12 protein-coding genes are annotated in these 13,610 nt (G+C 66.1%); 5 read left to right on the forward strand and 7 right to left on the reverse strand.

Going from position 1 to position 13,610, the window contains the following annotated elements:
- Positions 1-44 precede the first annotated feature (44 nt).
- Entirely contained in the window at positions 45-1,184 is a 1,140-nt protein-coding gene (locus tag ACYVKQ_RS09235; RefSeq protein ID WP_460577868.1) for a flavin-dependent monooxygenase, read from the reverse strand.
- Between the two features lie 249 nt (positions 1,185-1,433).
- On the opposite strand from ACYVKQ_RS09235, the gene ACYVKQ_RS09240 reads away from it, so the two are divergent.
- Positions 1,434-2,123, forward strand: coding sequence for a hypothetical protein (locus tag ACYVKQ_RS09240; RefSeq protein WP_460577869.1), 690 nt, complete (start codon positions 1,434-1,436; stop codon positions 2,121-2,123).
- A 107-nt stretch (positions 2,124-2,230) separates the two neighbouring features.
- Here ACYVKQ_RS09240 and ACYVKQ_RS09245 read toward each other — a convergent pair whose 3' ends face one another.
- Positions 2,231-2,956: a hypothetical protein gene (locus tag ACYVKQ_RS09245; protein ID WP_460577870.1), complete on the reverse strand. Its 726-nt coding sequence runs from the start codon at positions 2,954-2,956 to the stop codon at positions 2,231-2,233.
- Positions 2,957-3,224: 268 nt separating this feature from the next.
- The gene (gene dnaK / locus ACYVKQ_RS09250) at positions 3,225-5,189 is read right to left on the reverse strand and encodes an Hsp70 family protein (protein WP_460577871.1); all 1,965 of its coding nucleotides are present in this window, start codon (positions 5,187-5,189) and stop codon (positions 3,225-3,227) included.
- A gap of 362 nt (positions 5,190-5,551) precedes the next feature.
- Between dnaK and ACYVKQ_RS09255 the strand changes: the two genes are divergently transcribed.
- Together ACYVKQ_RS09255 and ACYVKQ_RS09260 are read left to right on the forward strand one after the other, a co-directional pair.
- Positions 5,552-6,136: a Crp/Fnr family transcriptional regulator gene (locus tag ACYVKQ_RS09255; protein WP_460577872.1), complete on the forward strand. Its 585-nt coding sequence runs from the start codon at positions 5,552-5,554 to the stop codon at positions 6,134-6,136.
- A 94-nt stretch (positions 6,137-6,230) separates the two neighbouring features.
- Positions 6,231-6,602, forward strand: a complete 372-nt coding sequence (locus ACYVKQ_RS09260) for a DUF4260 domain-containing protein (RefSeq protein WP_460577873.1) — start codon at positions 6,231-6,233, stop codon at positions 6,600-6,602.
- A 73-nt stretch (positions 6,603-6,675) separates the two neighbouring features.
- Here the strand turns inward: ACYVKQ_RS09260 and ACYVKQ_RS09265 are convergent, their stop codons facing one another.
- The 4 genes from ACYVKQ_RS09265 to ACYVKQ_RS09280 all read right to left on the reverse strand — a co-directional run bounded on the left by ACYVKQ_RS09265 (position 6,676) and on the right by ACYVKQ_RS09280 (position 11,243).
- Entirely contained in the window at positions 6,676-7,647 is a 972-nt protein-coding gene (locus ACYVKQ_RS09265; RefSeq protein WP_460577874.1) for an alpha/beta hydrolase, read from the reverse strand.
- Positions 7,644-8,564, reverse strand: coding sequence for a pseudouridine synthase family protein (locus tag ACYVKQ_RS09270; protein ID WP_460577875.1), 921 nt, complete (start codon positions 8,562-8,564; stop codon positions 7,644-7,646). Before ACYVKQ_RS09270 ends, ACYVKQ_RS09265 begins: the two co-directional genes overlap by 4 nt.
- A gap of 15 nt (positions 8,565-8,579) precedes the next feature.
- Entirely contained in the window at positions 8,580-9,014 is a 435-nt protein-coding gene (locus tag ACYVKQ_RS09275; protein WP_460577876.1) for a hypothetical protein, read from the reverse strand.
- Positions 9,015-9,164: 150 nt separating this feature from the next.
- Positions 9,165-11,243 (reverse strand): VWA domain-containing protein, encoded by a 2,079-nt coding sequence (locus ACYVKQ_RS09280; protein ID WP_460577877.1) that lies wholly within the window; start codon positions 11,241-11,243, stop codon positions 9,165-9,167.
- 195 nt (positions 11,244-11,438) lie between these two features.
- Between ACYVKQ_RS09280 and ACYVKQ_RS09285 the strand changes: the two genes are divergently transcribed.
- Together ACYVKQ_RS09285 and ACYVKQ_RS09290 are read left to right on the forward strand one after the other, a co-directional pair.
- The gene (locus ACYVKQ_RS09285; protein ID WP_460577878.1) at positions 11,439-11,981 is read left to right on the forward strand and encodes a hypothetical protein; all 543 of its coding nucleotides are present in this window, start codon (positions 11,439-11,441) and stop codon (positions 11,979-11,981) included.
- 147 nt (positions 11,982-12,128) lie between these two features.
- Complete coding sequence (locus tag ACYVKQ_RS09290) at positions 12,129-13,598, forward strand: rhomboid family intramembrane serine protease (RefSeq protein ID WP_460577879.1); 1,470 nt, start codon at positions 12,129-12,131, stop codon at positions 13,596-13,598.
- The last annotated feature ends 12 nt before the right edge of the window (positions 13,599-13,610 follow it).

The raw sequence follows: 13,610 nt of genomic DNA on the forward strand, positions 1-13,610 counted from the left end.
GGCCCGGCTCGGGAAACGCTGATGGCGGTGCGTGCCGGCGGCCGCTAGCCTTGGTACAAAAAGCGCATCTGGCGCGCATTCACGGCCGCCGGCACGCGCCGCATCACGGCGTTGCGCAGGCCCACCAGGAACGGGTGCGTCAGCTGGGCCGCTTTGCCCAGCTGCCACGACTGCTCCACGATGCGCGTGGTGCGCGGGCGGCGGCGCTGCTCAAACAAGCGAAACGCATCCTCCGGCGCCGGCTGCTCCTGCAGGCAGCGCGCCAGCACGGCGGCGTCTTCCACGGCCTGCCCGGCCCCCTGGCCCATGTTGGGCGTGGTGGCGTGGGCCGCGTCGCCGATGAGGAGCACCCGGTCGTGGGCAAACCGGTGGATGGGCTTCAGGTCGATGATGTCGCCCCAAAGCAGCTGCGCATCGGTGGTGAGGGCCAGCAATTGGGGAATGGGCGCGTGGTAGCCGGCAAAGCGCTGCCGCAGATCGGTGAGGCGAAAGGCCCGGTACGCGGGGTTTTGGGCTGTGGTGCTGTTCAGGCAAGCAAACCAGTACACCTGCCCGTTGGCTAGGGGCACCACGCCGAAGCGGCCGGCCGGACCCCAGGTTTCGGTGGAGCGCCCGGCGGGCAGCCCCAGCGAAGCCGCGTCGATGACGCCGCGCCAGCAGGTGTAGCCCGCATACCGCGGCTGCGAGGCGGGCAGCAGCTGCAGGCGTACGCGGGAACGAATGCCGTCGGCGGCCAGCAGCGCATCGGCGGTGGCCTGGCTGCCATCGGCGAAGTGCGCCGTCACCCGGTTGCCGGCCTGCTCGAAACGAGTAAAAGCCTTGCCTCGCCGCACCATGCCGGCGGGCACGTGGGCGAGGAGCACGCGCTGCAGGTCGGCGCGGTGAATGGCAAGGTTGTCGAAGCCCAGCGGCTCGGTGAACGGGCGCGTGTCTACGTCGTTCAGCACGCGGCCGCGCTCATCCAGCAGGCTGATGGCCGTGATGGGGTGGCCGGCGGCCCGTACCGCGTCGTGCACGCCGAGGCGGTCCAGGGCCTGCATGGCATTGGCCCCAAGCACCACGCCTGCCCCGATTTCGCGCAGTTCGGCTGCGGCTTCAACTACCTCTACCTGGTGTCCTTGCCGGTGCAGGGCCAGCGCCGTGGTCAGGCCCCCGATGCCCGCGCCGATGATCAGAAATTCCATAGTGATGCTGGGCGCGGGCGCGCTACCGTCAGCCGGCCCGAAACGCGGCTGCAACTTAGGCAGGGCGCCCGGCAACTGCTACCGCATCTTTGGGTGAGGTGCGGTGGGCGCCGCGAGGGCGGCAGCGGGCCCGCCGAAACATTCCCGAACAGAAAACGACGCCTCCCAAATAGGGATGCAACCGATTGAACCAAAGAAGCGAAGGAGGCGGTTTGGGCCGAGTAGATTCGTCTTGCCTAACGCCCGAATATGAATATTCTGTTTACCTCCTTGCTGGCCGGCTTTGCCGCTTTTGCCACTCCGGCCGAGCCGGGTCCGGTGTTCAAAGCGGAGCTGCTGCCGGCCAAGGCCGCGCGCCCGGTGGCCTTTATCCCTACGGGCTGGCTGCTGGAAAAGCAGGTCAGCGGCGACCTGAACGGCGACAACCGCCCCGACCCCGTGCTGATGCTGGTGGAGCGTCCCAGCCCCACGGCCCCCGAGGCCCGGCGCGAACGGGCCTTGGTGGTGCTGCTGGCCGGAACCGACGGGCAGTTTCGCCGCGTAGCGGCTTCGGGCACCGCCCTGTACTGCACCGGCTGCTTCGAGTCGGACCGCGGCGCGGGTGGCACCCCCGAGCTGAGCATCGTGAAGGGGGTATTGTCGGTGCGGCACGTTTCGGGCGTGCAGCAGACGCTGGACCTGACGCAGCGCTACCGCTACGAGCCGACGACGGGCCGCGTGCAGCTCGTGGGCGAAAACACCATCCTGAGCAGCCGTCTCAAGCTCGACACGACGTTTAAGCGCACCGATTACCTGACGGGCCAGCAGCAGATCGAGCACATCACCGCCGACCCCAGCGACAAGAGCGGAGCCAAGCAAACCGTTAACCGCAAGGAGGCCAAAGTGCCCACCACGCCGCGCTACCTGGAGGACGTGAACGTAAGCGACCTGAAAGCGTAGGCGCTAGACCATCAGCCCCCAACGCCCCAGGGCCGGGTCGGAATTATTCCGGCCCGGCCCTGGGGCGTTGGAGGAGTTACCAGATTCGGCTGCTTCCCGCAGGCTGGTTATTGCCGCTCGAAGATGACCTGGTTGATAATCGTCTGGTACACTTGGTAGCGGCCCGGAATTTTGCGTTCCTCCACGCTGGCGCTGTGCAGCACCAAGCGGCCTTCCGGGTCAAGCCCTACCTGCTGAATCGCGCCGGCGGCCTTCGAAAGGCGGTAGAGCAGCAGGTACCGCTGATTGACCAACTCGTAGTTGGAATTTTGCGTTTTGCTGGGCTTGCCGTCGGCCGCTCCGACCTGCGTAAAGGCAAACTTCCGGTCGGTCACCTGCAAGGTGGCCGGCGAGCCGCCGGGCAGCAGCGCCGCCGTGCGGTAGATGCGCTTGTCGGCAAATGAAGCCGAGTCGACGTGGAGCACGACGCGGTTCGACACGGCCCGCCAGTTGCCCTGCAGCCGGGCCGCGTCGCGGATGGCGGTGGCGGTATCCAGCTGCGCGTGGGGGTTGGCCGACGGCCGGCACACCCACGTCACCACGCCTTCCCGCTGGAAGCTCAGGCCTACCTGCGTCTTCCGAATCTCAGGCGTCATCCACTTCGTGTAGCGTTCAAAATCGGCGTCCCACTGCTCGAAGCCGGTGCGGGGCAGCGCCGTGCAGTAGCGCAGCGGGAAACGTACCGTGTCGGCCGAAGCCATGGGGCCTTGGGCCAGAGCTGAGGAGCTGTTGAGCAGGCCGGCGCCGGCCAACAGGCCCGACGCGAGTAGATAAGCTGGGGTATGGCAGGGCATAAGCACGCGTAATGTTCCCGGCAAGATAAGCAGCGACGCGTTATGTACCGAGAGCCGTATGAGGCGGTTATGCGACGGAAACCCAGTGGATAAACCCAGGACGGAAGCTAGGAAAGGCCCGCCAGCAGCGTCTCTGCGCTTATGGGGACATGAAGCGCCCGGAGCGCGAAAACGGTTCGGGCACCTGCGTCATCTGCCGACAATCCGTAGGCAATAAAAAAGCCCCGCAGCGGCTGCTGCGGGGCTTTTTTGTGCTGAACGAGCCGAATTACTTCTTGCCGTCTACTTCTTCGTAGTCCACGTCGGTCACGTTGTCGTGGCCGGCGCCCTGGGGCTGGCCTTGGCCGTTGCCGCCGGGCTGCCCGCCCTGGAAGCCGCTGGCGTCGCCGCCGGGGTAGCCCTGGGGCTGGCCTTCGGGGCCGCCGCCCTGGGCGTACATTTCCTGCGAAGCGGCCTGCCACGCGGCGTTGATGGCCGTCATGGCCGAATCAATGCGGGCAGCGTCCTTGCTTTCGTGGGCCGAGCGCAGGTCAGCCAAAGCCGATTCGATGGCCGATTTGTTGCCGGCGCTCAGCTTGTCGCCGTACTCCTTCAACTGCTTCTCGGTCTGGAAGATCATCGAGTCGGCCTGATTCAGCTTCTCGATCCGCTCGCGCTCCGCCTTGTCGGCATCGGCGTTGGCCTGGGCCTCCTGACGCATGCGCTCGATGTCGGCGTCCGACAGACCGGACGAAGCCTCGATGCGGATTTTCTGCTCCTTGCCGGTGCCTTTGTCCTTGGCCGTCACGTGCAGAATGCCGTTGGCGTCGATGTCGAAGGTCACTTCGATTTGCGGCACGCCGCGCGGGGCGGGCGGAATGCTGTCGAGGTGGAACTTGCCGATGGTGCGGTTCTGCGAAGCCAGCGGCCGCTCGCCCTGCAGCACGTGGATCTCCACCGAGGGCTGGTTGTCGGAAGCCGTCGAGAAAGTTTCGGACTTCTTGGTCGGGATGGTCGTGTTCGACTCGATGAGCTTGGTCATCACGCCGCCCATGGTCTCGATGCCCAGGCTCAGCGGGGTCACGTCCAGCAGCAGCACGTCCTTCACCTCACCGGTGAGTACGCCGCCTTGGATGGCCGCACCCACGGCTACCACTTCGTCGGGGTTCACGCCCTTCGAAGGCTTCTTACCGAAGAACTTCTCTACTTCTTCCTGGATGCGCGGGATGCGCGTCGAGCCCCCCACCAGGATGACGTCATTGATGTCCGAAGCCGAGAGGCCGGCATCTTGCAGAGCCTTTTTGCAGGGCTCCATCGAGCGGCGGATCAGCGAATCGGCCAGCTGCTCAAACTTGGCGCGGCTGATTTTCACCACCAAGTGCTTGGGACCCGAAGCGGTAGCCGTGATGTAGGGCAGGTTGATTTCCGTCTCGTTCGACGAGGACAGCTCAATCTTGGCCTTTTCGGCGGCTTCCTTCAGGCGCTGCAGGGCCATCGGGTCCTTGCGCAGGTCCAGGCCTTCGTTCTCGTTCGAGAACGTCTCGGCCAGGAAGTTGATGATGACCTGGTCGAAGTCGTCGCCGCCGAGGTGGGTGTCACCGTTGGTCGACAGCACTTCGAACACGCCGTTGTCCAGCTCCAGGATGGAAATGTCAAACGTACCGCCGCCGAGGTCGTACACGGCCACTTTGTGGTTCGAGTGGTCTTTGTCGAGGCCGTAGGCCAGGGCAGCGGCCGTCGGCTCGTTGATGATGCGCTTCACGTCGAGGCCCGCAATGGCCCCGGCTTCCTTGGTGGCCTGGCGCTGGGCGTCGTTGAAGTAAGCCGGCACGGTGATAACTGCTTCGGTCACCGTGGTGCCGAGGTAGTCTTCCGCAGTCTGCTTCATTTTCTGCAGCACCATCGCCGAAATTTCCTGCGGGGTGTACTGCCGGTCGCCGATCTGCACGGCTACCGTGTTGTTGGGGCCGCTCACGAGCTTGTAGGCCACGTGCTTGGCTTCCTCGGTTACTTCCGAGAAGTGGCGGCCCATGAAGCGCTTGATCGACTGGATGGTATTGTGGGGGTTGGTAATAGCCTGACGCTTGGCCGGGTCACCGACTTTACGCTCGCCCTTGCCATTATCGAGGAAAGCCACAATCGACGGCGTCGTGCGGCGGCCTTCGCTGTTCGGAATTACAACCGGCTCGTTGCCTTCCATCACGGCCACGCACGAGTTGGTCGTGCCGAGGTCAATACCGATAATTTTTCCCATTGCTATGGAGATGAGTAGGAGTGAAGGTGTCTCAGTTCAGAAGCCACCCCGGCGGGGGCGGCTGTCCGGCAGATAACAAGCGGCGTACCAAGGCCAAATGCGGCCTGTTTGGCTGCCACAATGTCACCGCGCGGCAGATTCGCTGCCGGTTTTGCCGGCGGAACGGGTTGTACGGCAGAGGCAGGCGGACAGATGTTCCTGATTTGCCGGCTCAGGGGGCGGAGCCGTGCTGCCAGGCCGGGCTGCGTAGGCGGCAGCGGCAGGCCCAGCCCGGCGGGTTGCGGCCATTGACGCCCAGTACACTACTGAACTGCCAGCTGTTTCAACAGCCACGAGGCCGCTGCGGCGCTTATGTTTGCCGCATGAATCCACTGCGCGCCTATTTGCTCCGCTTTGTGCCGAATCTTACCGAGCAGGAGTGGACGGCGCTGGAGGCGGCGCTGCGCACCGAGCGGCTACCCCGCGGGGCGCACTTCGTGCAGGCAGGGCAGCAGCGGCCGGTGCTGGCCCTGGTGCTCAGCGGGGCGTTACGGCTGTACTACTCGCGGCCCAACGGCGAGGAGCGCACCACGTATTTCTTCTTTGAAAATCACTTGCTCGGCGACTATCCCAGCTGCCTGACCGGCCGGCCCAGCCAGCTCAATATTCAGGCCCTGACCGACGCCGAGCTACTGGTCTTCGATTACGCGGTGCTGCGCGGCCTTTACGACCAGTTTCCGGTGTACGAGCGGTTTGGCCGCCTGGTGGCCGAGTACCACCTGCTCGGCACCGACGCCCGCCTGACCGAGCAACTGCTGCTCTCGCCCGAAGAACGGTACCGGGCCCTGCTGGCCTCGGGCAAAACCAAGATTCTGGAACGGATTCCGCAGCACCTGGTGGCCAATTACCTGGGCATTACGCCGGTGTCATTGAGCCGCATCCGGGCGCGGGTGGCGCGGAGCGGGTAAGGCGTTTTCTTAGCTTTTGTTATCGTCGGCCGGAGACGGGTGGTCGGACCTTTGGGGTGTTCGTTCTACCACACCTCGACACCCCGACAACGCCATGAAAACCCTGCTGAAACTCGAAGAACTGGCCGAACTGCTGCTGGCCGTGGCCGTATTTGCCCACCTGCCCTTTGCCTGGTGGGTGCTGCCGGCCACTTTTCTGCTGCCCGACCTGAGCGCCCTGGGCTACCTGGCCGGGCCGCGCGTGGGCGCACTGAGCTACAACCTGTTTCACCACAAGGCCCTGGCTGTGGTCTGCGGGGTAGCCGGCTGGCTGCTCGGCGCGCCAGTGCTGCTGCTGACCGGCACCGTGCTGCTCGCCCACGCTGCCTTCGACCGCCTGCTGGGCTACGGGCTGAAGTTGCCGACGAGCTTTCAGCATACCCACCTGGGCCGCATCGGCCGCGCCACGCAGCCGCCCGCCGCCTAAGCCTGGGACGCAAACCTTCCGCTGGGGCGGCTTTTTAGGTACGCACGAACCGCGCAGTCGTCTGCCTACTCGGCTACAGAGCGGGGGACGTCAGATTACGGCCAGCCAGAAACTCCATGATGGTGCCCTGCCAGGCCGCTTTGTGCTTGCGCCAGTACGGCTCGTGGCCGCTGCCCGGAAAGTCGCGGCGCTGCTTGGGGCCGGCCAGTGCCGCGTAAATGGCGTCGGTTTCCGAGCGGGTGACGCGCGGGTCGGCTTCGCCCCACAGCAGCAGAGTGGGCGTGCGCACCTGGCGGGCGTAGGCTTCGGCGGAGAGGTCGTAAGCCCAGAAACCGTTCTGCACGCCGCCCCAGAACACGAGCAGGTGGGCCATCGGAAAAGCGGGTACGCCCATGGCGCCGAAGCGGTTTTGGGCCGTTTGCAGCATGCTGCCGTAGGGGCACTCCAAGATGTTGGCGTCGGCGCGTGTGCCAAGCTCGCTTTCGGCCCGCAGGATGGCCACGGCGCCCATGCTCACGCCGTAGAGCACCACGCGGGCCTCAGGCTGCCGTTCGCGCAGCCAGTGCACCACGGCCGCCACGTCGTCGGCCTCGCGGTAGCCCGCGGTAATGCGCTGGCCCTCGGAGCCGCCGGCGCCGGCAAAGTCGGTGAGCAGCACCGAGTAGCCCAACTGGCGGAAGTAGGCCGCCTCGGTGAGCAGGTGCGCCTTGCTGCTGGTGTAGCCGTGAAACAGCGCCACCGTGCCGCGGGCGTCGGCCACCGGGCTGTACCAGCTTTCCAGCTGGCCGTTGGGGCTCGGGATGCTGACGGTCTGAAAGAAAAACGCCGGCTCCCGACCGTTGCGCGGCTTGGGATTCTGGACACCGGTGGCCAGCAGCCAGAGTTTATCGGGCAGGCTGAGCTGCTCGGGCGAGGCCGTATGCGGCCCCGGCTCCGCGGAAAAGTGCGTGAAGCGCCAGGCGTGGTTGAACGCCACCACGTTGATCAGCAGAAAAAGCAGTAAGCCCGCCAGCAGCAACCGGCGCGTCAGGCGCCGGCGGTTCATTTGCCGCGGCGGGGTGGGCGGGCCGAAGAAGAGGCGGAGCGCCCCGAAGCGGGGCGACCGGCGCCGGGGCCGCCGGTTTTGCCGCCGCGGGGCGCGCCGCTAGCAGGCCCGACGGACTTGCCGCCGCGCGGAGCGGCACCGGCCGGGCCGCTGTTCCGGCCGGTGCCAGCTGCCGCCCGACCACCGGAGCGGCCGCCGCCTTTCGGGCCCCGGCCGGAAGCCGCTTTTTCGGCGGCGCGGCGGGCGCGGGCGGCTTTTTCAGCGGCCACCTTCTGCTCGTAGTTGGGGTCGTACTTCTGCGTAGGCTTGCGGCGGGCCGGGGCTTCCTCGCCCGGCAGGCTGGCGGCGGTCAGGCCCTTCAGCTCCTGCACTTCGTCGCTGGTCAGCTCGCGCCATTTGCCGGGGGCCAGGCCCGCCAGGGTGATGGTGGCCAGGGAGGCCCGCACCAGCCGCAGCGTGGGAAAGCCCACGGCGGCCGTCATCTTGCGCACCTGCCGGTTCATGCCCTCCGAAATGGTCAGCTCGATCCAGCTGGTGGGAATGGCCGCGCGGAAGCGCACGGGCTTGCTTCGGTCCCACAACTGGGCGGGCGGCTCGGGCAGCAGGCGCACCTCGGCCGGGGCCGTGAAACCGTCCTTGATCTGTACGCCGCGGCGCAGCTGCTCCAGCGCCTCCTCGGTCGGCTCGCCTTCCACCTGCACCCAGTAGGTCTTGGGCACCTTGTAGCGCGGCTCGGCCAGTCGAAACTGCATCTGCTTGTCGTCGGTGAGCAGCATCAGGCCCTCGGAATCGTAGTCGAGGCGGCCGACGGGGTACACGTTCGGGATGGAAATGAAATCCTTGAGCGTGGCGCGCCCGGCCTCGTCGGTAAACTGGGGCAGGACTTCGAAGGGCTTGTTGACGAGGATGTAGCGCATAAAGGCGGGGAGGGGTTATTCGAGCCAGGTATCGACTTCCTTCTGAATAGAGTCGGAGTCGCCGGCCAGCACAAAGTTCCACCCTAATTCGATAGCCTGCACGGCGCGCTGCATTTCGGCCACGTCGGCCGGGGCAAAACCGGACTCCTTTTCCATCCAGGCGGCGTAGCGGCGGCCGGTGGTCAGCAAGCCGTTTACGGCGTGCACCAGCGTGCGGTCGAGGGTCTGGCTTTTGGCCGAATCATCGGTTTCGGCGGGCTGGGGGCCGTTCAGGTGCTGGTTCACGGCCTCCAGGCAGCGCACCACGTCAGCGGCCAGCGGCTGCACGGGGCGGAACGCTTGCTTGTCGCTGATGACGTAGAGCACGTACTGAAAATCTTCGGCCGAGGGCTTCTGCTTGCTGAGCCCCGCGTGGCGCAGGAGCTTTTCGAGGGCGGTGGGGTAGTCCATAACGGCAAGATAGAGGCCGGGAAATCGAAGAACGTCATCCGGACAACGCAACCCGAAAGCAAGCGAAGCCTAGTGCCTGCCTCCGGGTCGCATTGCTTCGAATGACAAGAGAAACAACGGCCACTAAGCCAGAGAAGGCTGCTAACCGCGCTAGATACTCCCTGAGTACCGCCGAATGGCCCACTCTGCCGTGGCCAGGGCCAGCAGTAGGAAGAACAACCACGGCTCGTCGATGAGGTCCTTCAGCTCTTCCTGGGAGTAGATAACGGGCTTGAACTTGGCCTGCAGGAGCTGCTGCTCCAGTTGCTGCAGCTGCTGCGGGTAGTAGAGGCGCCCGCCGCTGCGCTGGGCCAGCTGGTAGAGCGTGTTGTGGTCGGCGCGGGCGGCGGCGGCTTCCAGCTGCTGCTCCTGCACCAGCAGCTCGCCGCGGTCTTCCTGGGGCTGGCCGGCCACGGTGGCGCGGGCCGTGTAGCGGTACAGGCCGCCGGGCAGCGGGCCCAGGTGCAGGGGGCCACCGTTTTCGCGGTTGGTAAAGGGAAAGCTGCGCGGGCGGTTCTGCTCGTCGGTCAGCGTCAGGCTGATCTGCTGCCCGTACACGCGCTCAAACACGGCGTTGTAGGTTTCCACGCCCAGCGTCACGTCGTCGGTGGTATTGAACGCGTCCTGCGTGGGGTACACGTCGAGGCGCTTGCGGCGTGCATCCTGGGTGAGCAGCTGCAAGAGGCGCGTGACGAGGCCGTCGTAGGCGGGGGCGCGCTCGTCGGGGTGGGTGGCGGCCTCGTGCAGGCGCCACTGCCAGCTGCCGTCGGTGAGCAGGGTGGCCTGGCGCTGCCCGGCCGGGCCGGCCACCAGCAGCAGGGGCCGCGTGGTGCGGGCGCTGCCCACCTGCTGGCGCAAAATTACCTCGGCGCCGCCCCCGGCCTGGGCCTGCGCCGCCAGCGGCACAGGCGGGTAGTCGGCCACGCGGGCGGCAGCCTCGGCGTCGAGGGTAAAGCGCGCGAAGTTGGGATTGACCACCGGCGAGACTTCCGGCGCCCCGGCGGCGCCCGCAGCCCGCAGGCCAGCGCCCAGCGCGTTGTACGCGGCCAGGTCCGATTGCGCGCCGAGCACGTACAGCGCCGGCAGGCGGCGGCTGCGCACGTACTGCACCACGTCGCGGCCCTCGCCGGTGCGGCTGGGCAGCTGGTGCAGAATGGCCACGTCGTAGTCCTGCTGGCTCCGCAGCGGCGCAATGCCCGGCAGCGCCAGCGCCACGTCGAAGTTGTCGTTGCCGAGCAGGGCCGTGCGCAGGGCTTTCAGGTCGGGGTGGGGGGCCGCGCCGGCCAGCAGCACGCGCAACCGGCCCTTCACCACTTCCACGTAGGCGTTGCGGGTGTTGTTAAGGGGGGTGAATTCGCCGGGCTGCTGCTCCACCAGCACCTCGTAGCGGTGCTTGCCGGGGGCAGCGGCCGTCAACGTGAACTGCGTGCGCTGCAGGCGGCGGGTGGGGGTGAGCGTGACTTGCTGGCGGGCCAGCACGCGGCCGTTTTCGCGCAGCAGCACGGTGGCCGTGCCGCCCTGCGGAAAGCCGTCGTAGCCGATTTCGGCTTCCAGCGGGAAGCGGTTGCCGGCGAAGGCCACGCGGTTGTAGCGCACGTCGGCCACGCGCAGGTCGCGGCGCGGCACGGTGTCGCCCAGGGCCAATGGGAAAATGGGGAAGGTGAAGTCGGCGTAGGCGGGCGGGCGGCCCTGGTTGGCCAGGCCGTCGGAGGCCAGCACCACGGCGGCGAGGTTACGGCCCTGGTAGCCCTGCTGCAGGCCGGTGAGCAGCCCATCGAGGTTGGTGGCCTGCTGGCGGAAGCGCAGCTGCGCGGCCCGGGCGGGAGCGGCCGTGTCGAGGGTGCGCAGCTGCACCTCGTAGCCGGCCTGGCGCAGGCGCGCGGTCATGGCGTCGAGGCCCGTCAGGGTGCGGCGCAGCGCGCTGGAATCGGCGGAGTACAGCGGCACGGAGCGGGAGTCGTCGAGGGCCAGCACCACGGTAGGGGCTTCCTGCGAGGTGGTCTGGCGGCGGAAGATGGGGCCCAGCAGCAGCCAGCACAGCAGGCTCACTAGCACGAAACGCAGCAGCGCGAGGCCCAGGTTGACGGGCCGGCTCCAGGGAGCTTTTTTGGAGTAGAGCAGCGCCGCGTAGCCCGCCCCGACGGCAAGGCACAGCAGGATAAACCAGGAAGAATAAGCAGTCGTCAGCAACGGGCGGAAGTCAGCGGATGGAGAGCCTAAGAACCCCGCCGCGGGCTAAACAGTTGCGCGCAGCATCGGTCTTGAGCTAAGGAAGGCGAAGGTAGAAAGTTGTGAGAGGCGAACCACCAGCCTGACTCGTTCCCCTACCTTTAGCTATTGCGGCAAGCGGTGCCAAGCATTATCAAGTAGGGGCCATATTTCCAGATGATCAAAATTATTGGTGCCCTTGCTGGTACCTGCGCGCTGTTCCTGCTGGTGGCTAAGTGGTGCAGCTCCGACTTGGCCCCAGCGGCCCGTTTGGGTGAGGCACACGTATTCCAAAACTTGTCCTGGGGTGATACACTCGTGCTTTCTGCCTGGTTTTCCGAGTGCGGCGAGTGGGGTGGACACCGCGAGCAAATACTGATTTATCTGCGCTCCGACAAGCGGCCGGAGGCGGGCCGAAGCTTTGTCAAGTGGCGACAGAGCCCGTTCACAGCTACTTGGCTATTCGACAGCGTCAGGTGCCCAGGGCCAAGCAGAAAATACATTCTAAAAGGCCAACGTTTAATTGACGTCGACGATGAAAGGCTCATTGCCCGATACCTGCAGGAGCTGCAAGCGTCCAGCTTCAAAGCAATTCAGCCCGCTAATTCCGGTAACATCTACCTCGCAGCCCTGACTGACGGCACATTGCAGTTGGAGTTTCACAATACCGGCTATCGATGGGACGGCTACACTGCCTTGCGAGACCAGTTATTCAACTAAGGGCAAACGCAGGAAATTTATCGGCCGCCAACAGAATACTGGTGGGGCCGGGCCCGCCCGCGCCCAAAATTGCCCGCGCAGCCGCCCGAAAAGCCGCCGCGTATGGCCCGGAGGCTTAGCTTTAGGGCCCTTTTACTTTATCCCCGAATGGCCGTAGGATTTACCCCCAGCTACACTGAAACTATTGCCCTACCGGATCTGACCGTCGAGCAGGCCCTGGTCGTGGCCCTGGAAACAGCCCTGCAGCTGCAGTGGCGCGTGGCTCACCTGAGCACGGCTGGGCTGGTGGCGTACACCAACAACGGTATGTTTTCGGGCAATTACCAATTTACCCTGCGCCTGTACGAGGAGCACGCCGAACTGCGCAGCGAGTCCATGGGCAGCGAGCTGATCGACTTCGGCAAAAACAAGCGCACGGTGCAGCGGTTCGTGGCAGCCTGGGCAAACCTGCGCGCCACGGCCGATGCCGCCGTGCTGCAGGCGCGCTACGAGCAGCTGGCGCCCGACCTGGTGCCCGCCGAAGACGACCACCTGCGCCAGCCCGCGCCCACGGCCAAAGACTCGTGGCTGGATTTTCTGCGGCTGTTCAAGCCCGCCGAGGGCTACGTCGTCACGCCCGTGCTGCTGAACCTGAACCTGCTGGTCTTCGTGGTGATGGCGCTGAGCGGCGTGAGCATCGTGGCGCCCACCGGCGAAAATCTGCTGGCCTGGGGCGCCAACTTTCGCCCCCTGACCCTGGACGGCGAGGCCTGGCGGCTGCTCACCAATTGCTTCGTGCACATCGGCGTGCTGCACCTGCTGATGAACCTGTACGCGCTGCTGTACATTGGGGCCCTGCTGGAGCCGCTGATCGGGCCGCTGCGGTTTGGCGCGGCCTACCTGCTGACGGGCGTGGCGGCCAGTCTCACGAGCCTGTGGTGGCACGATTTCACTATCAGCGCCGGCGCCTCCGGGGCCATTTTCGGCCTGTACGGGGTATTCCTGGCCATGCTCACGACCAACCTGCTGGAGGCCCACGCCCGCAAAACCCTGCTTTCCAGCATCGGCCTGTTTGTGGGCTACAACCTGCTGTTCGGCCTGAAGGGCGGCATCGACAACGCGGCGCACATCGGCGGACTGCTGAGCGGGCTGCTGATGGGCTATGCCTTTTACCCCAGCCTGCAGCGCCGCGAGCAGCCCCGGCTGGCCTGGCTGACGACCGGGGCGCTGGCCGCGGTGGTAGGGCTGGGGGCCACCGTCGTATGCCAGCAGCTGCCCAACGACCTCGGCCTGTACGACGCGGGCATGAAAAGCTTCACGGCCCAGGAGTCGATGGCGCTGGAAGTGGCCCAGGTCGGGGCCGGCACTGCCAAAGACGAGGTGCTCTACGGACTGAAGGACCGCGGCATTTATTACTGGGAGCAGAACCTGCGCCTGGTGCAGCGCCTCGACAGCCTAAACCTGCCGGCGGAATACCACCAGCGCAACCGCGTGCTGGAAGCGTACTGCCAGCTGCGCCTGCGCAGCTACCGGATGATGTACCGGGCGGTGCAGGAAGACACCCGCGCCTACGACGACTCGCTGCAGGTGTACAATCAGCAGATCGAGGAGCTGCTGGCCAGCGTGCAGGAAAAGTAGCGCCGGCCAGCC

It is taken from the genome of Hymenobacter coalescens, assembly GCF_054783195.1.

Bases quoted from the DNA above. Each gene is read 5' to 3' on its own strand.
- ACYVKQ_RS09235 (WP_460577868.1), bottom strand. From the start codon at position 1,184: ATGGAATTTCTGATCATCGGCGCGGGCATCGGGGGCCTGACCACGGCG.
- ACYVKQ_RS09240 (WP_460577869.1), top strand. From the start codon at position 1,434: ATGAATATTCTGTTTACCTCCTTGCTGGCCGGCTTTGCCGCTTTTGCC.
- ACYVKQ_RS09245 (WP_460577870.1), bottom strand. From the start codon at position 2,956: ATGCCCTGCCATACCCCAGCTTATCTACTCGCGTCGGGCCTGTTGGCC.
- dnaK (WP_460577871.1), bottom strand. From the start codon at position 5,189: ATGGGAAAAATTATCGGTATTGACCTCGGCACGACCAACTCGTGCGTG.
- ACYVKQ_RS09255 (WP_460577872.1), top strand. From the start codon at position 5,552: ATGAATCCACTGCGCGCCTATTTGCTCCGCTTTGTGCCGAATCTTACC.
- ACYVKQ_RS09260 (WP_460577873.1), top strand. From the start codon at position 6,231: ATGAAAACCCTGCTGAAACTCGAAGAACTGGCCGAACTGCTGCTGGCC.
- ACYVKQ_RS09265 (WP_460577874.1), bottom strand. From the start codon at position 7,647: ATGAACCGCCGGCGCCTGACGCGCCGGTTGCTGCTGGCGGGCTTACTG.
- ACYVKQ_RS09270 (WP_460577875.1), bottom strand. From the start codon at position 8,564: ATGCGCTACATCCTCGTCAACAAGCCCTTCGAAGTCCTGCCCCAGTTT.
- ACYVKQ_RS09275 (WP_460577876.1), bottom strand. From the start codon at position 9,014: ATGGACTACCCCACCGCCCTCGAAAAGCTCCTGCGCCACGCGGGGCTC.
- ACYVKQ_RS09285 (WP_460577878.1), top strand. From the start codon at position 11,439: ATGATCAAAATTATTGGTGCCCTTGCTGGTACCTGCGCGCTGTTCCTG.
- ACYVKQ_RS09290 (WP_460577879.1), top strand. From the start codon at position 12,129: ATGGCCGTAGGATTTACCCCCAGCTACACTGAAACTATTGCCCTACCG.